12 protein-coding genes are annotated in these 12,338 nt (G+C 69.0%); 4 read left to right on the forward strand and 8 right to left on the reverse strand.

Annotated elements, in window-relative coordinates:
- Window positions 1–121 precede the first annotated feature (121 nt).
- Window positions 122–946, reverse strand: a complete 825-nt coding sequence (locus tag OG718_RS28715; RefSeq protein WP_143641413.1) for a maleylpyruvate isomerase family mycothiol-dependent enzyme — start codon at window positions 944–946, stop codon at window positions 122–124.
- Window positions 947–1,100: 154 nt separating this feature from the next.
- Here OG718_RS28715 and OG718_RS28720 point away from each other — a divergent pair, with 154 nt between their 5' ends.
- Window positions 1,101–1,895, forward strand: coding sequence for a carbon-nitrogen family hydrolase (locus OG718_RS28720; protein ID WP_143641414.1), 795 nt, complete (start codon window positions 1,101–1,103; stop codon window positions 1,893–1,895).
- Between the two features lie 142 nt (window positions 1,896–2,037).
- Here OG718_RS28720 and OG718_RS28725 read toward each other — a convergent pair whose 3' ends face one another.
- Window positions 2,038–2,532 carry an LURP-one-related/scramblase family protein gene (locus tag OG718_RS28725; protein ID WP_143641415.1) on the reverse strand — a complete coding sequence of 165 codons (495 nt, stop codon included), beginning with the start codon at window positions 2,530–2,532 and terminating at the stop codon, window positions 2,038–2,040.
- Complete coding sequence (locus OG718_RS28730) at window positions 2,529–3,599, reverse strand: GlxA family transcriptional regulator (protein WP_443055151.1); 1,071 nt, start codon at window positions 3,597–3,599, stop codon at window positions 2,529–2,531. The genes OG718_RS28725 and OG718_RS28730 overlap by 4 nt, the downstream gene beginning before the upstream one ends.
- Window positions 3,600–3,651: 52 nt before the next feature.
- Here OG718_RS28730 and OG718_RS28735 point away from each other — a divergent pair, with 52 nt between their 5' ends.
- On the forward strand, window positions 3,652–4,053 hold the full coding sequence (locus OG718_RS28735) for a cupin domain-containing protein (RefSeq protein ID WP_143641417.1): 402 nt from the start codon (window positions 3,652–3,654) through the stop codon (window positions 4,051–4,053).
- Between the two features lie 35 nt (window positions 4,054–4,088).
- Here the strand turns inward: OG718_RS28735 and OG718_RS28740 are convergent, their stop codons facing one another.
- The 4 genes from OG718_RS28740 to OG718_RS28755 all read right to left on the reverse strand — a co-directional run bounded on the left by OG718_RS28740 (window position 4,089) and on the right by OG718_RS28755 (window position 9,300).
- Entirely contained in the window at window positions 4,089–4,334 is a 246-nt protein-coding gene (locus OG718_RS28740) for a hypothetical protein (RefSeq protein WP_143641418.1), read from the reverse strand.
- 172 nt (window positions 4,335–4,506) lie between these two features.
- Complete coding sequence (locus OG718_RS28745; RefSeq protein WP_328845537.1) at window positions 4,507–5,829, reverse strand: hypothetical protein; 1,323 nt, start codon at window positions 5,827–5,829, stop codon at window positions 4,507–4,509.
- Window positions 5,830–5,966: 137 nt separating this feature from the next.
- Complete coding sequence (locus tag OG718_RS28750) at window positions 5,967–7,265, reverse strand: M18 family aminopeptidase (RefSeq protein WP_143641420.1); 1,299 nt, start codon at window positions 7,263–7,265, stop codon at window positions 5,967–5,969.
- 208 nt (window positions 7,266–7,473) lie between these two features.
- Window positions 7,474–9,300, reverse strand: a complete 1,827-nt coding sequence (locus OG718_RS28755; protein WP_143641421.1) for an acyl-CoA dehydrogenase — start codon at window positions 9,298–9,300, stop codon at window positions 7,474–7,476.
- A 276-nt stretch (window positions 9,301–9,576) separates the two neighbouring features.
- Between OG718_RS28755 and OG718_RS28760 the strand changes: the two genes are divergently transcribed.
- Entirely contained in the window at window positions 9,577–10,074 is a 498-nt protein-coding gene (locus OG718_RS28760; RefSeq protein ID WP_055615632.1) for an SseB family protein, read from the forward strand.
- A 190-nt stretch (window positions 10,075–10,264) separates the two neighbouring features.
- The gene (locus OG718_RS28765) at window positions 10,265–11,236 is read left to right on the forward strand and encodes a pirin family protein (RefSeq protein ID WP_143641422.1); all 972 of its coding nucleotides are present in this window, start codon (window positions 10,265–10,267) and stop codon (window positions 11,234–11,236) included.
- A gap of 134 nt (window positions 11,237–11,370) precedes the next feature.
- Here the strand turns inward: OG718_RS28765 and OG718_RS28770 are convergent, their stop codons facing one another.
- Window positions 11,371–12,306: a BRO-N domain-containing protein gene (locus OG718_RS28770; RefSeq protein WP_328845538.1), complete on the reverse strand. Its 936-nt coding sequence runs from the start codon at window positions 12,304–12,306 to the stop codon at window positions 11,371–11,373.
- Window positions 12,307–12,338 lie beyond the last annotated feature (32 nt).

Here is a 12,338-nt window from a genome sequence, read left to right on the forward strand (position 1 = left end):
GGCCTGGCCTGGCCCGGCGGGGGTGGGGCGGGGTGGGTTTTCTCGCCCCCGCCGCCCCTTCCCGTCCCGAACCTGGGGCTCCGCCCCAGACCCCGCTCCTCAAACGCCGGAGGGGCTGAAGTCAGGGCGTTACCGCGAAGTTCCTCAGGATTGCCGCTGTCAGTTCCGGGTCGCCCTCTGTCTTGAGGCGGTCTGCCACCGCCTCCGGGGTTACTCGGCCGCAGGCCAGGCGGAAGTAGGTTTCCCAGTCGAGGGTGAGGGTGGCGGCCGGGCCGAGGGAGGGGGCGCCGTCTATCGAACCGACGCCCTCCGCGTCGACGCGGACCGTGCGCAGGAATTCGAGAGGGCCGTGTACGTCGAAGACGACCGCCGAGTTCGGCGGGGCGCCGGCGTCCTTGGCGACGACCTTCGGGAGCCTGCTGAGCAGCACGTCACGGGCGACGTACGCGCCGGGGGAGTCGAGGTTGCCCGGCCGGCCGAGGGCGGTGCGCAGGTCCTGCTCGTGCACCCAGAGGTCGAACGACCGGTTGCGCATGGCCTCTTCGAGCGTGACCTCGGTGCTGAGCGGGGCGCGCACGAGCGCGTCGGGCTGCCGCGACTCGTTCCGCAGCTGGCGGTTGCGGCGGATGATCGTGTACTCCAGCTCGGAGGTCATCTCCGGGGCGGTGTGGTGACGGCGTACGTCGACCTGCATCTCCATGTACCGCTGGTGTTCGTTCGTCACGTGGTACAGGTCGCGGGGGAGCGTGTGGATCGGCCGGGGGTCGCCCAGCATCTCGCAGTCGAGGCCGATGACATGCGAGACGAGGTCGCGCACCGACCAGCCTGGGCAGGGAGTCCGCCGGTTCCATTCCCCCTCCACCAGCGGCGACACCAACTCGGATATCGCGTCGATGGAGTGGGTCCAGGCGTCGGCGTAGGACTGAAGGCTGGGATGCAGACTCACGGAACGGGACCCCTCGGGCGGTTGGACGCGGGCAGTGCACAGTCAGCGGGTGTCTTGGGACGCTAAGTTACGCTGCTGTGAGGCACCCCGGCAGTGCTTTGGTGTGACGATCGTAGGCCTGTATCAAAGGCTCGAATGCCAGGACGGTGGTAGTGTGCGCGCCTCTCTGCTCCAGATCGCCGTGGACGAGGGCGAATCGATCGACTCCCGCAGGGAGCGTGTCGCCTCGCTGGTACGGGAACAGGCCGGTGCCGACCTGGTCGTGCTGCCCGAACTGTGGACGACGGGGGCCTTCGCCTTCGAGTCGTTCGGTGTCGAGGCGGAGCCGCTCGTAGGGCCCACGTACGAGGTGATGGCCAAGGCGGCCAGTGACGCGGGTGTGTGGTTGCACGCGGGTTCGATTCCCGAGCGGGATCCTGAGGGGCCGCTCTACAACACCTCCCTCGTCTTCTCCCCCGCCGGTGAACTGGCCGCCGCCTATCGGAAGATCCATCGGTTCGGCTTCGACAAGGGTGAGGCCGTGTTGATGGGGGCCGGGGCGGAGCTGGTCACCGTTCGGTTGCCCGAGACCGTGCTCGGGCTCGCCACCTGTTACGACCTTCGCTTTCCCGAGCTGTTCCGTGGGCTCGTCGACGTGGGCGCCGAGACCCTGGTGATCCCGGCGGGCTGGCCGGAGCGTCGCAGGGCGCACTGGACGCTGCTGGCCCAGGCGCGGGCGGTCGAGAACCAGGTGTTCGTGCTCGCGTGTGGGACGGCCGGTACGCACGCGGGGGTTCCGCAGGCCGGTCACTCGATCGTGGTCGATCCGTGGGGTGAGGTGCTTGCGGAGGCGGGTTCGGGTGAGGAGGTCCTCTCCGTGGAGTTCGATCCCGCGAAGGTGGGTGCGACTCGGGGGCAGTTCCCGGTGCTGAAGGACCGGGTGCTGGGGGTTGAGCGGCCTCGTCGGTGAACCGTCCGCCGGGGGGTGGCGCCGGGGCCTTTTAGCCCCCGCCGCCCCTACCCATTCCCGTCGCTACTCGGGGGCCAGCCCCCGAACCCCCGCTCCTCAAACGCCGGAGGGGCTGATTTTCAGCGGGGGTGAGTGGATGACGTCAGTCCGAGTCCCGTTCCCTCTCCGCCAGGTGGATCACGCATACCGTCACCGCGATCAGCAGGGCCGGGTCCGCGTCGTCGCGTACGACCTCGACGCCGTAGGTCTCGCGGACCCGCAGCCATCGGCGGGAGATGTGGGCGAGGAGTTCGCCGTCGTACTCGACGACGAACTCCCGGTCGAGGATCTTGCCGCTGACGTCGAGCTCGGTCCCGTCGGCGAGGGCCACACGGTAGTGGTTGCGGAGCAGCGACAGCCGCTTGCGGCGGATGGTCGCCAGCGGCTCACCGCCCCGCTCGACGACCATCGTGTCCCGCAGGGCGAGCATCTTCTTGTGGATGTCGATCAGCACCCGCCCCTGCGGATCCTTCAGCTCGAAGGTGTCCCGCAGCCGCATCGCCTTGCCGTCGACGAGGAAGGCCTTCCGGCCGTGCTCGTCCTCGATCCAGTAGTCGTCACCGATGCCCAGGAGTCGGTCGCGTACGAGGAATTTCATGCTCCTAGCGGTTCCCCGGCAGCCGGTCCGAAACGCCGTCGGTAGGCCGACGGGCTGAGTCCGGTCTCGCGGCGCAGCCGCGCCCGCAGGTTGGCGGCGGTGCCGAGACCGCTGCGTTCAGCGACGACGTCCAGTCGTTCCTCGCCGCGTTCGATGAGCCGGCAGGCCAGCGTCACCCGTTCGCCCGTCAGCCACGCCAGTGGGGTCGTGCCCAGCTGGGCACGGAAGCGGCGGTGGAGCGTGGCGGGCGACACGGCCGCATGCGTCGCGAGGTCCGCGACCGTCAGCGGTTCGCCGATCCGGGCCCGCGCCCAGGCCAGCAGCGGCGCCAGCGACTCGTCCGGTACGTCGGGCAGGGGGCGTTCGACGAACTGCCGCTGCCCGCCGTCGCGATGGGCGGCGAAGACGAGCCGCCGGGACACGGCGTTCGCGATCTCCGCTCCGTGATCGCGGCGCACGATGTGCAGCCCGAGGTCGAGCGCGGCCGCACTGCCGGCCGCGGTCAGCACGTCCCCTTCGTCCACGAAGAGCACGTCCGGCTCCAGCAGGACCTTCGGGTGGAGCTCCCGGAAGAGGTCGGCCCAGCGCCAGTGGGTGGTGGCCCGGCGCCCGTCCAGGATTCCGGCCTCGGCGAGCGCGAAGCTTCCGGTGCACAGGCTCACCACGCGGGCCCCGCGGGTGTGGGTGCGCCGGACGGCGTCGAGTACCGCCTCGCCGCGCGGCACGACGTTGTCGGGGCGGCCGGGGACGACGAGGGTGTCCGCGCCGTCCACCGCGTCGAGCCCGGGCACCCCGCTCAGCGTGAAGAAGCCGTGGTTCATCCGGACCCCGGGGGTGGGGGTGCACAGCGTCAGCTCGTACAGGGGCTCAGGGAGGCCCAGTTCGGGCCGGGGCAGTCCGAACAGTTCGGTCGCCACGCCGACCTCGAAGGGGTTGGTGCCCTCGTCGACGATCACCGCGACGCGGTGCGTCCGGCGTCCCGGAGATGAAGCCGGACGCGGATTCGGATTCGGATTCGGAGGCAGGGTCGGAGACGGAGACGCGTGCTGCGAGGATCCTTGCGGCATGTGCGATTTCTAGCACTCGTGCGCGCGTGCCGTCCCGCCGCACGATGAACCCATGGCCCAGAACAGTGAACCCGTCTCCCTCGCCGCCGCGCTCGCCTCCTTCGACGACCTGTGGAGCCCGCGCATCGTCACCGCCGTCAACGACTACGACGTACGCGTCGCGAAGGTCGAGGGCGAGCACCTCTGGCACACCCACGACCACACGGACGAGTTCTTCCTGGTCGTGGAGGGCGAACTGCGCATCGCCCTGCGCGAGGCGGGCGGCGAGCGCACGGTGGTCCTGCCCAAGGGCTCGCTCTTCACGGTCCCGCGCGGCACCGAGCACAAGCCGAGTTCACCCTCCGGCGCCGCGATCCTCCTCATCGAACCCACCGGCACGCTGACGGTCGGGGACCGCCATGAGGAGGTCCCCGACCATGTGGACGCCACCACCGGGCATGTGTTGAACAGCTGATCCGTACGGCGGTCGGATGCCGTGAGCGTCGGCGGTCAGACGCCGTAACCGTCGCTGTACCCGCTGCGGTTGCGCTGCTCCTCGTCGACCACCGGAGCACCCGGCCGCACCACGACCCGGCGCCGCTTGGCGATGCTGCTGAACGTCGCCACACCGATCAGACCGACGATCATGAAGATGATGCCGACCAGGTCGAGGTTGACCCCCTGCATGTCCCAGTCGGTCGCGAACGTGAGGATCGCTCCTGTGGCGATCAGAATGATGCACCCGCCCAGGCCCATGGGTGTCGCCTCCTGTTTGAAACACAGTTCGTTCCGGGCCCGGAGACCGTGCGGTTCCCGGGTCCGGGGCGAGTACCCGGACCCGGCCCCTCCATGCAGGGGAGGTCTCCGCGGGCGGATGAGGCGGGGCGGATCAGGGAGACCGGCCCGGGAGACCGATCAGGGAGACGGGTCAGGGGAGTTGGACGAAGACCGGCTCGCTGTACGCGGCCTGCCAGTCGGCGCCTCCCGCGAAGTACGCCCGGTAGTGGCCCTGTCCGGCGGGAGCGGTGAACGTGCCCTGGAACAGGGAGCCTTCCTCCGGGTCGCCGAAGCCGGGTACGACCGTCGTCACCGTGGTCCAGCCGGTGGCGCCGTCGGCCGAGTACTGGATCTGCACCTTGTGGACGTCCTCCGGGGGTGTGCTCTCACCGGTGTAGAGGCGTCCTTGGGCGGTGAGCCAGGAGTTCGTGCCGGCGGTCACGGAGAAGGAACCGATGGAGGTGGCGCGGGCGACCCCGACCTTCAGGGGCTCCTCCGCGCTCGCGTTGAGGTACGTGCCCGGGAGGACGTTGACCTGCACGGTGCCGGAGCGCGGCATCAACAGCTCACCGGAGAACCGGCCCTCGGTGTCGGTGACGGGCCGCACCGCGGCGGCTCCCGAGTCGGTGCTCCACAGCGCGCGGACCGTGGCCCCGGCAAGTGGCCGCCAGTCGTCGTCGATCCACACCTCGGCGCGGCCCGAGACCGTCACGGGGTCGCCCTCGACGGTGCTCAGCTCGTCGGTGTCGAGCAGTACCCGGGTGTCCGACCTGACCGGCGACACGTAGACCGTCGCGCCGTCCTGCGACCCCGGTGCGGCCAGTTGGAGCCACGGAGAGACGCTGCCCCCGCCGTCGTACGTGTGCGTGTACGCGGTGGAGAACCGGCCGTCGGCGTCCGTGCTCGCCGAGACGGTCTCGCCGACGTTCGACGTCGCGATCTCGACCGCGCTGTTCGCGGCGGGAGTCGTCTCCCCGGTCCGCGGGTCCGTGATCGTGTACCGGCCGGACACGGACACCTGCTGGTGGCTGAAGTCGGGCTGCTCCGGCGTGACCTCGAAGTCGTGCAGGTCGGCCGTGCGCCAGTAGTCGAATCCGGCGGCGCTCTGTGTCGTGGAGGTGTCCCCGTCGGCGTCGGTCAGGTCGACGACGACGCGGTAGGTGCCCAGCTCGGCGAGGCGCAGCGGGGTGGTCGCCGTCCAGCGGCCGTCCGACTCGCTCCCCGAGCCGAGGGCGAACTCGCTGACGGTGGCGACCTCTTCGGAGCCTCCGTCGGCAAAGAGATGAGCGGTGATCGAGGTGATCGCGCTGTCCGAGCGTGCGGTGACCGAGACCAGCCCGGTGGACTGTTCGCCGGTGCCGCCCGCGATCACCAGCTCGGGTGCCGTCGTCGCGGCGGACGCCGTCGGCGCCGGCCCCAGCAGCAGCCCGGCCGCGACCGACGCGCAGGCGAGCAGCATGGAACGCCGTCTCATATCAAGTCCCCCCGTGGGCAAGATGATTGACCAAGGTGTTTCACCAGGTGATTGACCGAGGTGATTGATCAAGACGGCATCGTATGCCGGAGGGGTCTGTCATGAACAGGTTCAAAATTGGGGCCCCTGAGGCATCCCTATCCCTCCAGGAACCCCACCAGTGAGTTCGCCAGCAGGAACGGGTCGGTGGCGCCGCAGAGTTCGCGGGCGCTGTGCATCGAGAGGATGGCCACGCCGATGTCGACCGTCTTGATGCCGTGGCGGGCGGCGGTGATGGGGCCGATGGTGGTGCCGCAGGGCATGGAGTTGTTGGAGACGAAGGTCTGGAAGGGCACGTCGGCCCGCTCGCAGGCGGCGGCCCACACGGCGCGGCCCGAACCGTCCGTCGCGTAGCGGTTGTTGACGTTCACCTTGAGGATGGGGCCGCCGCCCGCGCGCGGGTGGTGCGTCGGGTCGTGCCGCTCGGCGTAGTTCGGGTGCACGGCGTGACCCGTGTCGGAAGAGAGACAGACCGTACCGGCGAAGGCGCGGGCCCTGTCCTCGTACGAGCCGCCGCGCGCGAACACCGAACGCTCCAGCACGCTGCCGAGCAGCGGCCCGTCCGCTCCGGTGTCCGACTGCGAGCCGTTCTCCTCGTGGTCGAACGCCGCGAGGACCGGGATGTAGGAGAGGGACTCGTCGGCCGTCGCCACACCCGTCAGCGCCGCCGTACCGGCGTGCACGGACAGCAGGTTGTCCATGCGCGGACCCGCCAGCAGCTCCTTGTCGCGGCCCAGGTAGGCGGGCGGTTCGATGGAGTGCACCATCAGGTCCCAGCCGGTGGTCTCGCCCTCGGGGAGCCCCGACTCCTCCTCCAGGAAGCGGATCAGGTCGCCGTCGCGCACGTCGTTGCCCAGGCCCCAGATGGGCTGCAGATGCCGCTGCTTGTCGAGCTTGAGGCCGTCCGAGGTGACGGAACGGTCCAGGTGGATGGCGAGCTGGGGCACCCGCAGCAGCGGCCGGTCGATGTTCACCAGCCGCGTCGAGCCGTCCCTGAGCGAAAGGCGTCCGGCGAGGCCCAGGTCCCGGTCGAGCCAGGAGTTGAGCAGCGGGCCGCCGTAGACCTCGACCGCGACCTGGCGCCACCCGTGCGCACCGCTGTCCGGGCGTGGTTTCACCCGCAGGTTGGGGGAGTCGGTGTGCGCCCCGACGATCCGGAAGGCGGTGTGCGGCTCGGCGCCCTCCGGCACGTACCAGGCGACGATCGCTCCCCCGCGCAGCACGTACTTTCCACCGCTCGTCCCGTCCCACGCGTCGGTCTCCGCGACCTGCCGGAAGCCCGCCTTCTCCAGCCGCTCGGCGGCGTTCGCCACGGCGTGGTACGGGGACGGGCTCGCCGCCAGGAAGGACATGAGGTCGTCGGTGTGTCCGCGGTCGAAGCGTGGGGGTGTGCGCATGGGTTCACCTTAACGACGTACGAAGGCCCGCTCCCGGGGATGGGAACGGGCCTTCGTGAGGGGTGTGTACAGACAGTGGGACGGGTCCGGACGTTCGGCGCGAACGCGACGGCTCACGGCCTGAGCGCCGACCCTGCGGGTGCGTGGGGGCTGGTCGCGCAGTTCCCCGCGCCCCTGATGAAAGGCGGGGGCCGCGCCCCGCCTTTCATCAGAACGCCGACTCGTCCAGCTCCATCAGGTCCAGCTCGACGCCCTCGGCGAGCTTGCGCGCACCGGTGACGCCCGGCAGGACGTTCGCCGCGAAGAACTTCGCCGCGGCGATCTTGCCGGTGTAGAAGGGCCGGTCCTTCGCCGAGGCCGTCTCCAGCTTCTCGGCGGCGACGGCGGCACCCTTCAGGAGCAGGTAGCCGACGACGACGTCACCGGAGGCCATCAGCAGGCGGGTGCTGTTCAGCCCGACCTTGTAGATGTTCTTGACGTCCTGCTCGGTCGCCGCGAGGTCGGTGAGCATCAGGCCGACGATGGCCTCCAGCTCGACGGCCGCCTTGGCGAGGTGCTCACGGGCGCCGGACAGCTCCTCGCCGCCGGTGCCGAGCGCCAGGAACTTCTTGATGTCCTCGGCGAGCGAGTTCAGCGCGGCGCCCTGGTTGCGGACGATCTTCCGGAAGAAGAAGTCCTGACCCTGGATCGCCGTCGTGCCCTCGTACAGGGTGTCGATCTTGGCGTCCCGGATGTACTGCTCGATCGGGTACTCCTGGAGGAAGCCCGAGCCGCCGAAGGTCTGGAGCGACTGCGCGAGCTGCTCGTAGCCCTTCTCGGAGCCGTAGCCCTTCACGATCGGCAGGAGCAGGTCGTTCAGCGCTTCGAGGGCGGACGCGTCCTCGCCCTCGGCCTCCTTGACCTGGATCTCGTCCTGGAGCGCGGCGGTGTGCAGCACCAGGGCGCGCATGCCCTCCGCGTACGCCTTCTGTGTCATCAGTGAGCGGCGCACGTCCGGGTGGTGCGTGATGGTGACCTTGGGCGCGGTCTTGTCCATGAACTGCGCGAGGTCGGGGCCCTGGACGCGCTCCTTGGCGTACTCAAGGGCGTTGAGGTAGCCCGTCGACAGCGTCGAGATGGCCTTCGTGCCGACCATCATGCGGGCGAACTCGATGATGCGGAACATCTGGCGGATGCCGTCGTGCTTGTCGCCGATGAGCCAGCCCTTGGCGGGGTGGCGGTCGCCGAACGTCATCTCGCAGGTGTTGGACGCCTTGAGGCCCATCTTGTGCTCGACGTTCGTCGCGTAGGCGCCGTTGCGCTCGCCCAGCTCGCCGGTCTCGAAGTCGAACTCGTACTTCGGGACGAGGAAGAGGGACAGGCCCTTGGTGCCGGGGCCGGCACCCTCGGGGCGGGCGAGTACGTAATGAAGGATGTTCTCCGACATGTCGTGCTCACCGGACGTGATGAACCGCTTCACGCCCTCGATGTGCCAGGAGCCGTCCTCCTGCTCGACCGCCTTGGTGCGGCCCGCGCCCACGTCCGAACCGGCGTCCGGCTCGGTGAGGACCATGGTGGAGCCCCACTGCTTGTCCACGGCGATCTTCGCGATGTGCTTCTGGACCTCGTTGCCCTCTTCGAAGAGGATGCCCGCGAACGCGGGGCCCGAGCAGTACATCCAGACCGCCGGGTTCGCGCCGAGGATCAGCTCCGCGTACGCCCAGATCAGGGAGCGGGGGGCGGTGGTGCCGCCGATCTCCTCGGGCAGGCCGAGCCGCCAGTACTCGGAGTCCATGAAGGCCTGGTAGGACTTCTTGAAGGACGCCGGGACGGGCGCCGTGTTGGTCTCGGGGTCGAAGACCGGAGGGTTGCGGTCGGCGTCCGCGAAGGACTCCGCCAGCTCGTTCTCCGAGAGGCGGGTCAGCTCTTCGAGGATGCTCTTGGCGGTTTCGGTGTCCATCTCCGCGAACGGGCCGGTGCCGTACAGCTTGTCGCGCCCGAGCACCTCGAAGAGGTTGAACTCGATGTCGCGGAGATTCGACTTGTAGTGCCCCATGGCGACGGCTCCGTTAAAGATCGGGGAGGTGGTTGAGTCCTCGGTGACGAGGCCTCGTACCTGGTTCGAGTCTGGTGCGCATCTGGTTCACGTACCAACTAGTAGCTACGATGATGCTACCCGTCGGTAATAAGAATCAACCCCTGATTGCCCAAGTGTGAGCAGGGTCTACATTTCGGGGTCCACCATCGGGTGCGAGTGCACGGCTCCGCCACCTGTTCGAGGAAATCCGCCGGGGACGACCGGGCGGCCCGCCCCGCCAGTACTCTTGCCCTCATGTACGGCTACGACCAGAACGTGGGACCGGGGCAGCAGCAGTACGCGCAGTCCCAGCCGCCGCCGCAGCAGCAGATGCCCGGTGGTGTCGGCGGGGTCGGCGGATACGGCCAGCAGCCGCCGCTCTACCCCGAACCGTCGCCGCCGTCGCTCGCGGACGCGGTGCGCGCGTTCACCACGGGGTCGCTGACCCCCGAGGACTTCCAGCAGGTCTTCGCCACCTCCAAGGTCTACTGCCCGCGCGGTGACAACCCCGGTTTCCTGGCGCTGCACAACACCCAGCAGCCCGTGATCCCGATGTTCACCTCGCTCAAGGAACTGCGCCGGTACGCCGGCAAGGAGTCCAAGTACTTCGTGGTCATCGGTGCCGAGGTGATCGACCTGCTCCCCACCGGCTACGGCTTCGTCCTCGACATGGAGGGCGAGCACCGCATCGTCTTCGATGCGAAGGCGGTCGAGCAGATGGTCGACTTCGCCATGCGCCGGATGTACGGCTGACCGCGTCTGCTCCACGGACGGCCGACGGTAGAGCCGCACGCAGACGGCAAGCGCGTACTGCTCCGTACGACCGCCCCGTACGACCGGCTCTGCGAGTGACGCCCGGAGGGAATGCCCTCCGGGCGTTCTGCGTTCCAGGTGGCAGAAAGTTCGAGATTCAACTAAACTTCGAGCACAAGGAGGTACCGACATGCCTGCAGTGACCGTCGAGAACCCGCTGACCCTGCCCCGTGTGGCCGCGTCGACCGAGGCCGTGGCACGCCCTGTGCTCACCGTGACCACCGCACCGAGCGGATTCGAGGGTGAGGGCTTCCCGGTCCGCCGCGCGTTCGCCGGGATCAACTACCGCCATCTCGACCCGTTCATCATGATGGACCAGATGGGTGAGGTGGAGTACGCGCCGGGCGAGCCCAAGGGCACCCCCTGGCACCCCCACCGCGGCTTCGAGACCGTGACCTACATCATCGACGGCGTCTTCGACCACCAGGACTCGAACGGTGGCGGCGGCACCATCACCAACGGCGACACCCAGTGGATGACCGCGGGCTCGGGCCTCCTGCACATCGAGGCCCCGCCGGAGGCGCTCGTCATGTCGGGCGGTCTCTTCCACGGGCTCCAGCTGTGGGTGAACCTGCCGGCCAAGGACAAGATGATGGCGCCGCGCTACCAGGACATCCGTGGCGGCTCGGTCCAGCTGCTCAGCACGCCCGACGGCGGCGCGCTCCTGCGCGTCATCGCAGGTGAGCTGGACGGTCACCAGGGTCCCGGCATCACGCACACGCCGATCACCATGATCCACGCGACCGTGGCGCCCGGCGCCGAGCTCACGCTCCCGTGGCGCGAGGACTTCAACGCCCTCGCGTACGTGATGGCCGGCCGCGGCAGTGTCGGTACGGACCGTCGCCCGGTCCACACCGGGCAGACGACCGTCTTCGGCGCGGGTTCGTCGCTGACCGTCCGCGCGGACGAGCAGCAGGACTCGAACACCCCGGACCTGGAGGTCGTCATCCTGGGCGGACAGCCGATCCGTGAGCCGATGGCCCACTACGGCCCGTTCGTGATGAACACCCGCGAGGAGCTCCAGCAGGCCTTCGACGACTTCCAGAAGGGCCGGCTGGGCACGATTCCGGCGGTTCACGGGATGAGCGAGGGTGGGCTGTAGGCGCCGTTTGACGCCGGGTCCGCGATCAGTCGCTGGGTCCGGTACGGTATGGAAAGGCCCGAAGCCGCAACTTCATTTTGCGACTTCGGGCCTGTTTCATTGTGTCCCTGGTACAGCACTACGGGACAACGGCACTACGGCAGCACGTAGAGCGGGGCTCCGTCCGGCGCGCAGCCCGTCTGCCGGACACACCCCCGCTTGAGCAGCATTCGCACGCAGTCGTGGACGCGCTTCTGCGGCAGCCCCGTACGGGTGGCGATCTCCTCCAGCCGGTAACGGGCACCACCACGCAGAAGCGCCGGGGCCAGGTAGGCCGCCACCGCGTGGACGTCCCCGGTGACGACGAGATTCTTCGCCTTCCAGGTGGCGAGCAGTTCCTGGGGCGTCAACTCGGGCTCCGGCGACGGCGCGGTGGGCCGGGGGCGGTCGTGAGGGCGGCCGAGAGACTCGGCGATCTGCTGCAGCGCCTCGGCCATCACGGTCTGGCTGCGGCTGATCTGCCGCAGCAGTTCGCCGCGCTCCTCCTGGAAGGCGAGCAGCAACTCGTCCGCCCGGATGTTCCGTTCTTCGAGCCGCACGATGGCGTCGGCGATCTGCTGGGGCATGACGTATGCGGTGGCGACGTCGGGCGTGGGCTGGACGGGGGCTGGTTCCAGGGAGTAGGAACCGTCGCGCTGGATTGATGCGATGACGGTGGCCACCCAGGCCTTGAACGGCTGAGACTGCTGTTTCGTACAGCCGTTGACGAGTCGGATCAGCCCTTCAAGGTTCACGAGATTCATGTCTCGTCGCCACTCTCGACCTGCGGGAATGCTGAGAGTGTGCCTCCCGAGCACACTCTCGGCACTTCCGAAGTTGGCTTCGTCCGCGACATTGCGCAGAGCAGAGCCCGTGTGGATGTAGCCCAGCTCCCTGCACACATCGACCGCGGGAAACCAGTGCGAGCCGTCCGGCAGCGTCAGCCGCCGCACTCGCGCTCCTGTCGCCGCGTACACGAAGTCGTTGATCTCGATCGCATCCTGGGCCCGCACCGCCGTACTGTCCGGCCGCATGTTGTTCTGCTCGTACATCGAGCATCACCTCCGCCTCGGAAAGTAGGCAG

This window comes from Streptomyces sp. NBC_00258 (assembly GCF_036182465.1).
In the GTDB taxonomy this organism is placed as follows: Bacteria; Actinomycetota; Actinomycetes; order Streptomycetales; family Streptomycetaceae; genus Streptomyces.

Excerpts from the sequence above, each read along its gene's own strand:
- OG718_RS28725 (WP_143641415.1), bottom strand. The coding sequence starts at position 2,532 with ATGAAATTCCTCGTACGCGACCGACTCCTGGGCATCGGTGACGACTAC.
- OG718_RS28730 (WP_443055151.1), bottom strand. The coding sequence starts at position 3,599 with ATGCCGCAAGGATCCTCGCAGCACGCGTCTCCGTCTCCGACCCTGCCT.
- OG718_RS28735 (WP_143641417.1), top strand. The coding sequence starts at position 3,652 with ATGGCCCAGAACAGTGAACCCGTCTCCCTCGCCGCCGCGCTCGCCTCC.
- OG718_RS28740 (WP_143641418.1), bottom strand. The coding sequence starts at position 4,334 with ATGGGCCTGGGCGGGTGCATCATTCTGATCGCCACAGGAGCGATCCTC.
- OG718_RS28745 (WP_328845537.1), bottom strand. The coding sequence starts at position 5,829 with ATGAGACGGCGTTCCATGCTGCTCGCCTGCGCGTCGGTCGCGGCCGGG.
- OG718_RS28750 (WP_143641420.1), bottom strand. The coding sequence starts at position 7,265 with ATGCGCACACCCCCACGCTTCGACCGCGGACACACCGACGACCTCATG.
- OG718_RS28755 (WP_143641421.1), bottom strand. The coding sequence starts at position 9,300 with ATGGGGCACTACAAGTCGAATCTCCGCGACATCGAGTTCAACCTCTTC.
- OG718_RS28760 (WP_055615632.1), top strand. The coding sequence starts at position 9,577 with ATGTACGGCTACGACCAGAACGTGGGACCGGGGCAGCAGCAGTACGCG.
- OG718_RS28765 (WP_143641422.1), top strand. The coding sequence starts at position 10,265 with ATGCCTGCAGTGACCGTCGAGAACCCGCTGACCCTGCCCCGTGTGGCC.
- OG718_RS28770 (WP_328845538.1), bottom strand. The coding sequence starts at position 12,306 with ATGTACGAGCAGAACAACATGCGGCCGGACAGTACGGCGGTGCGGGCC.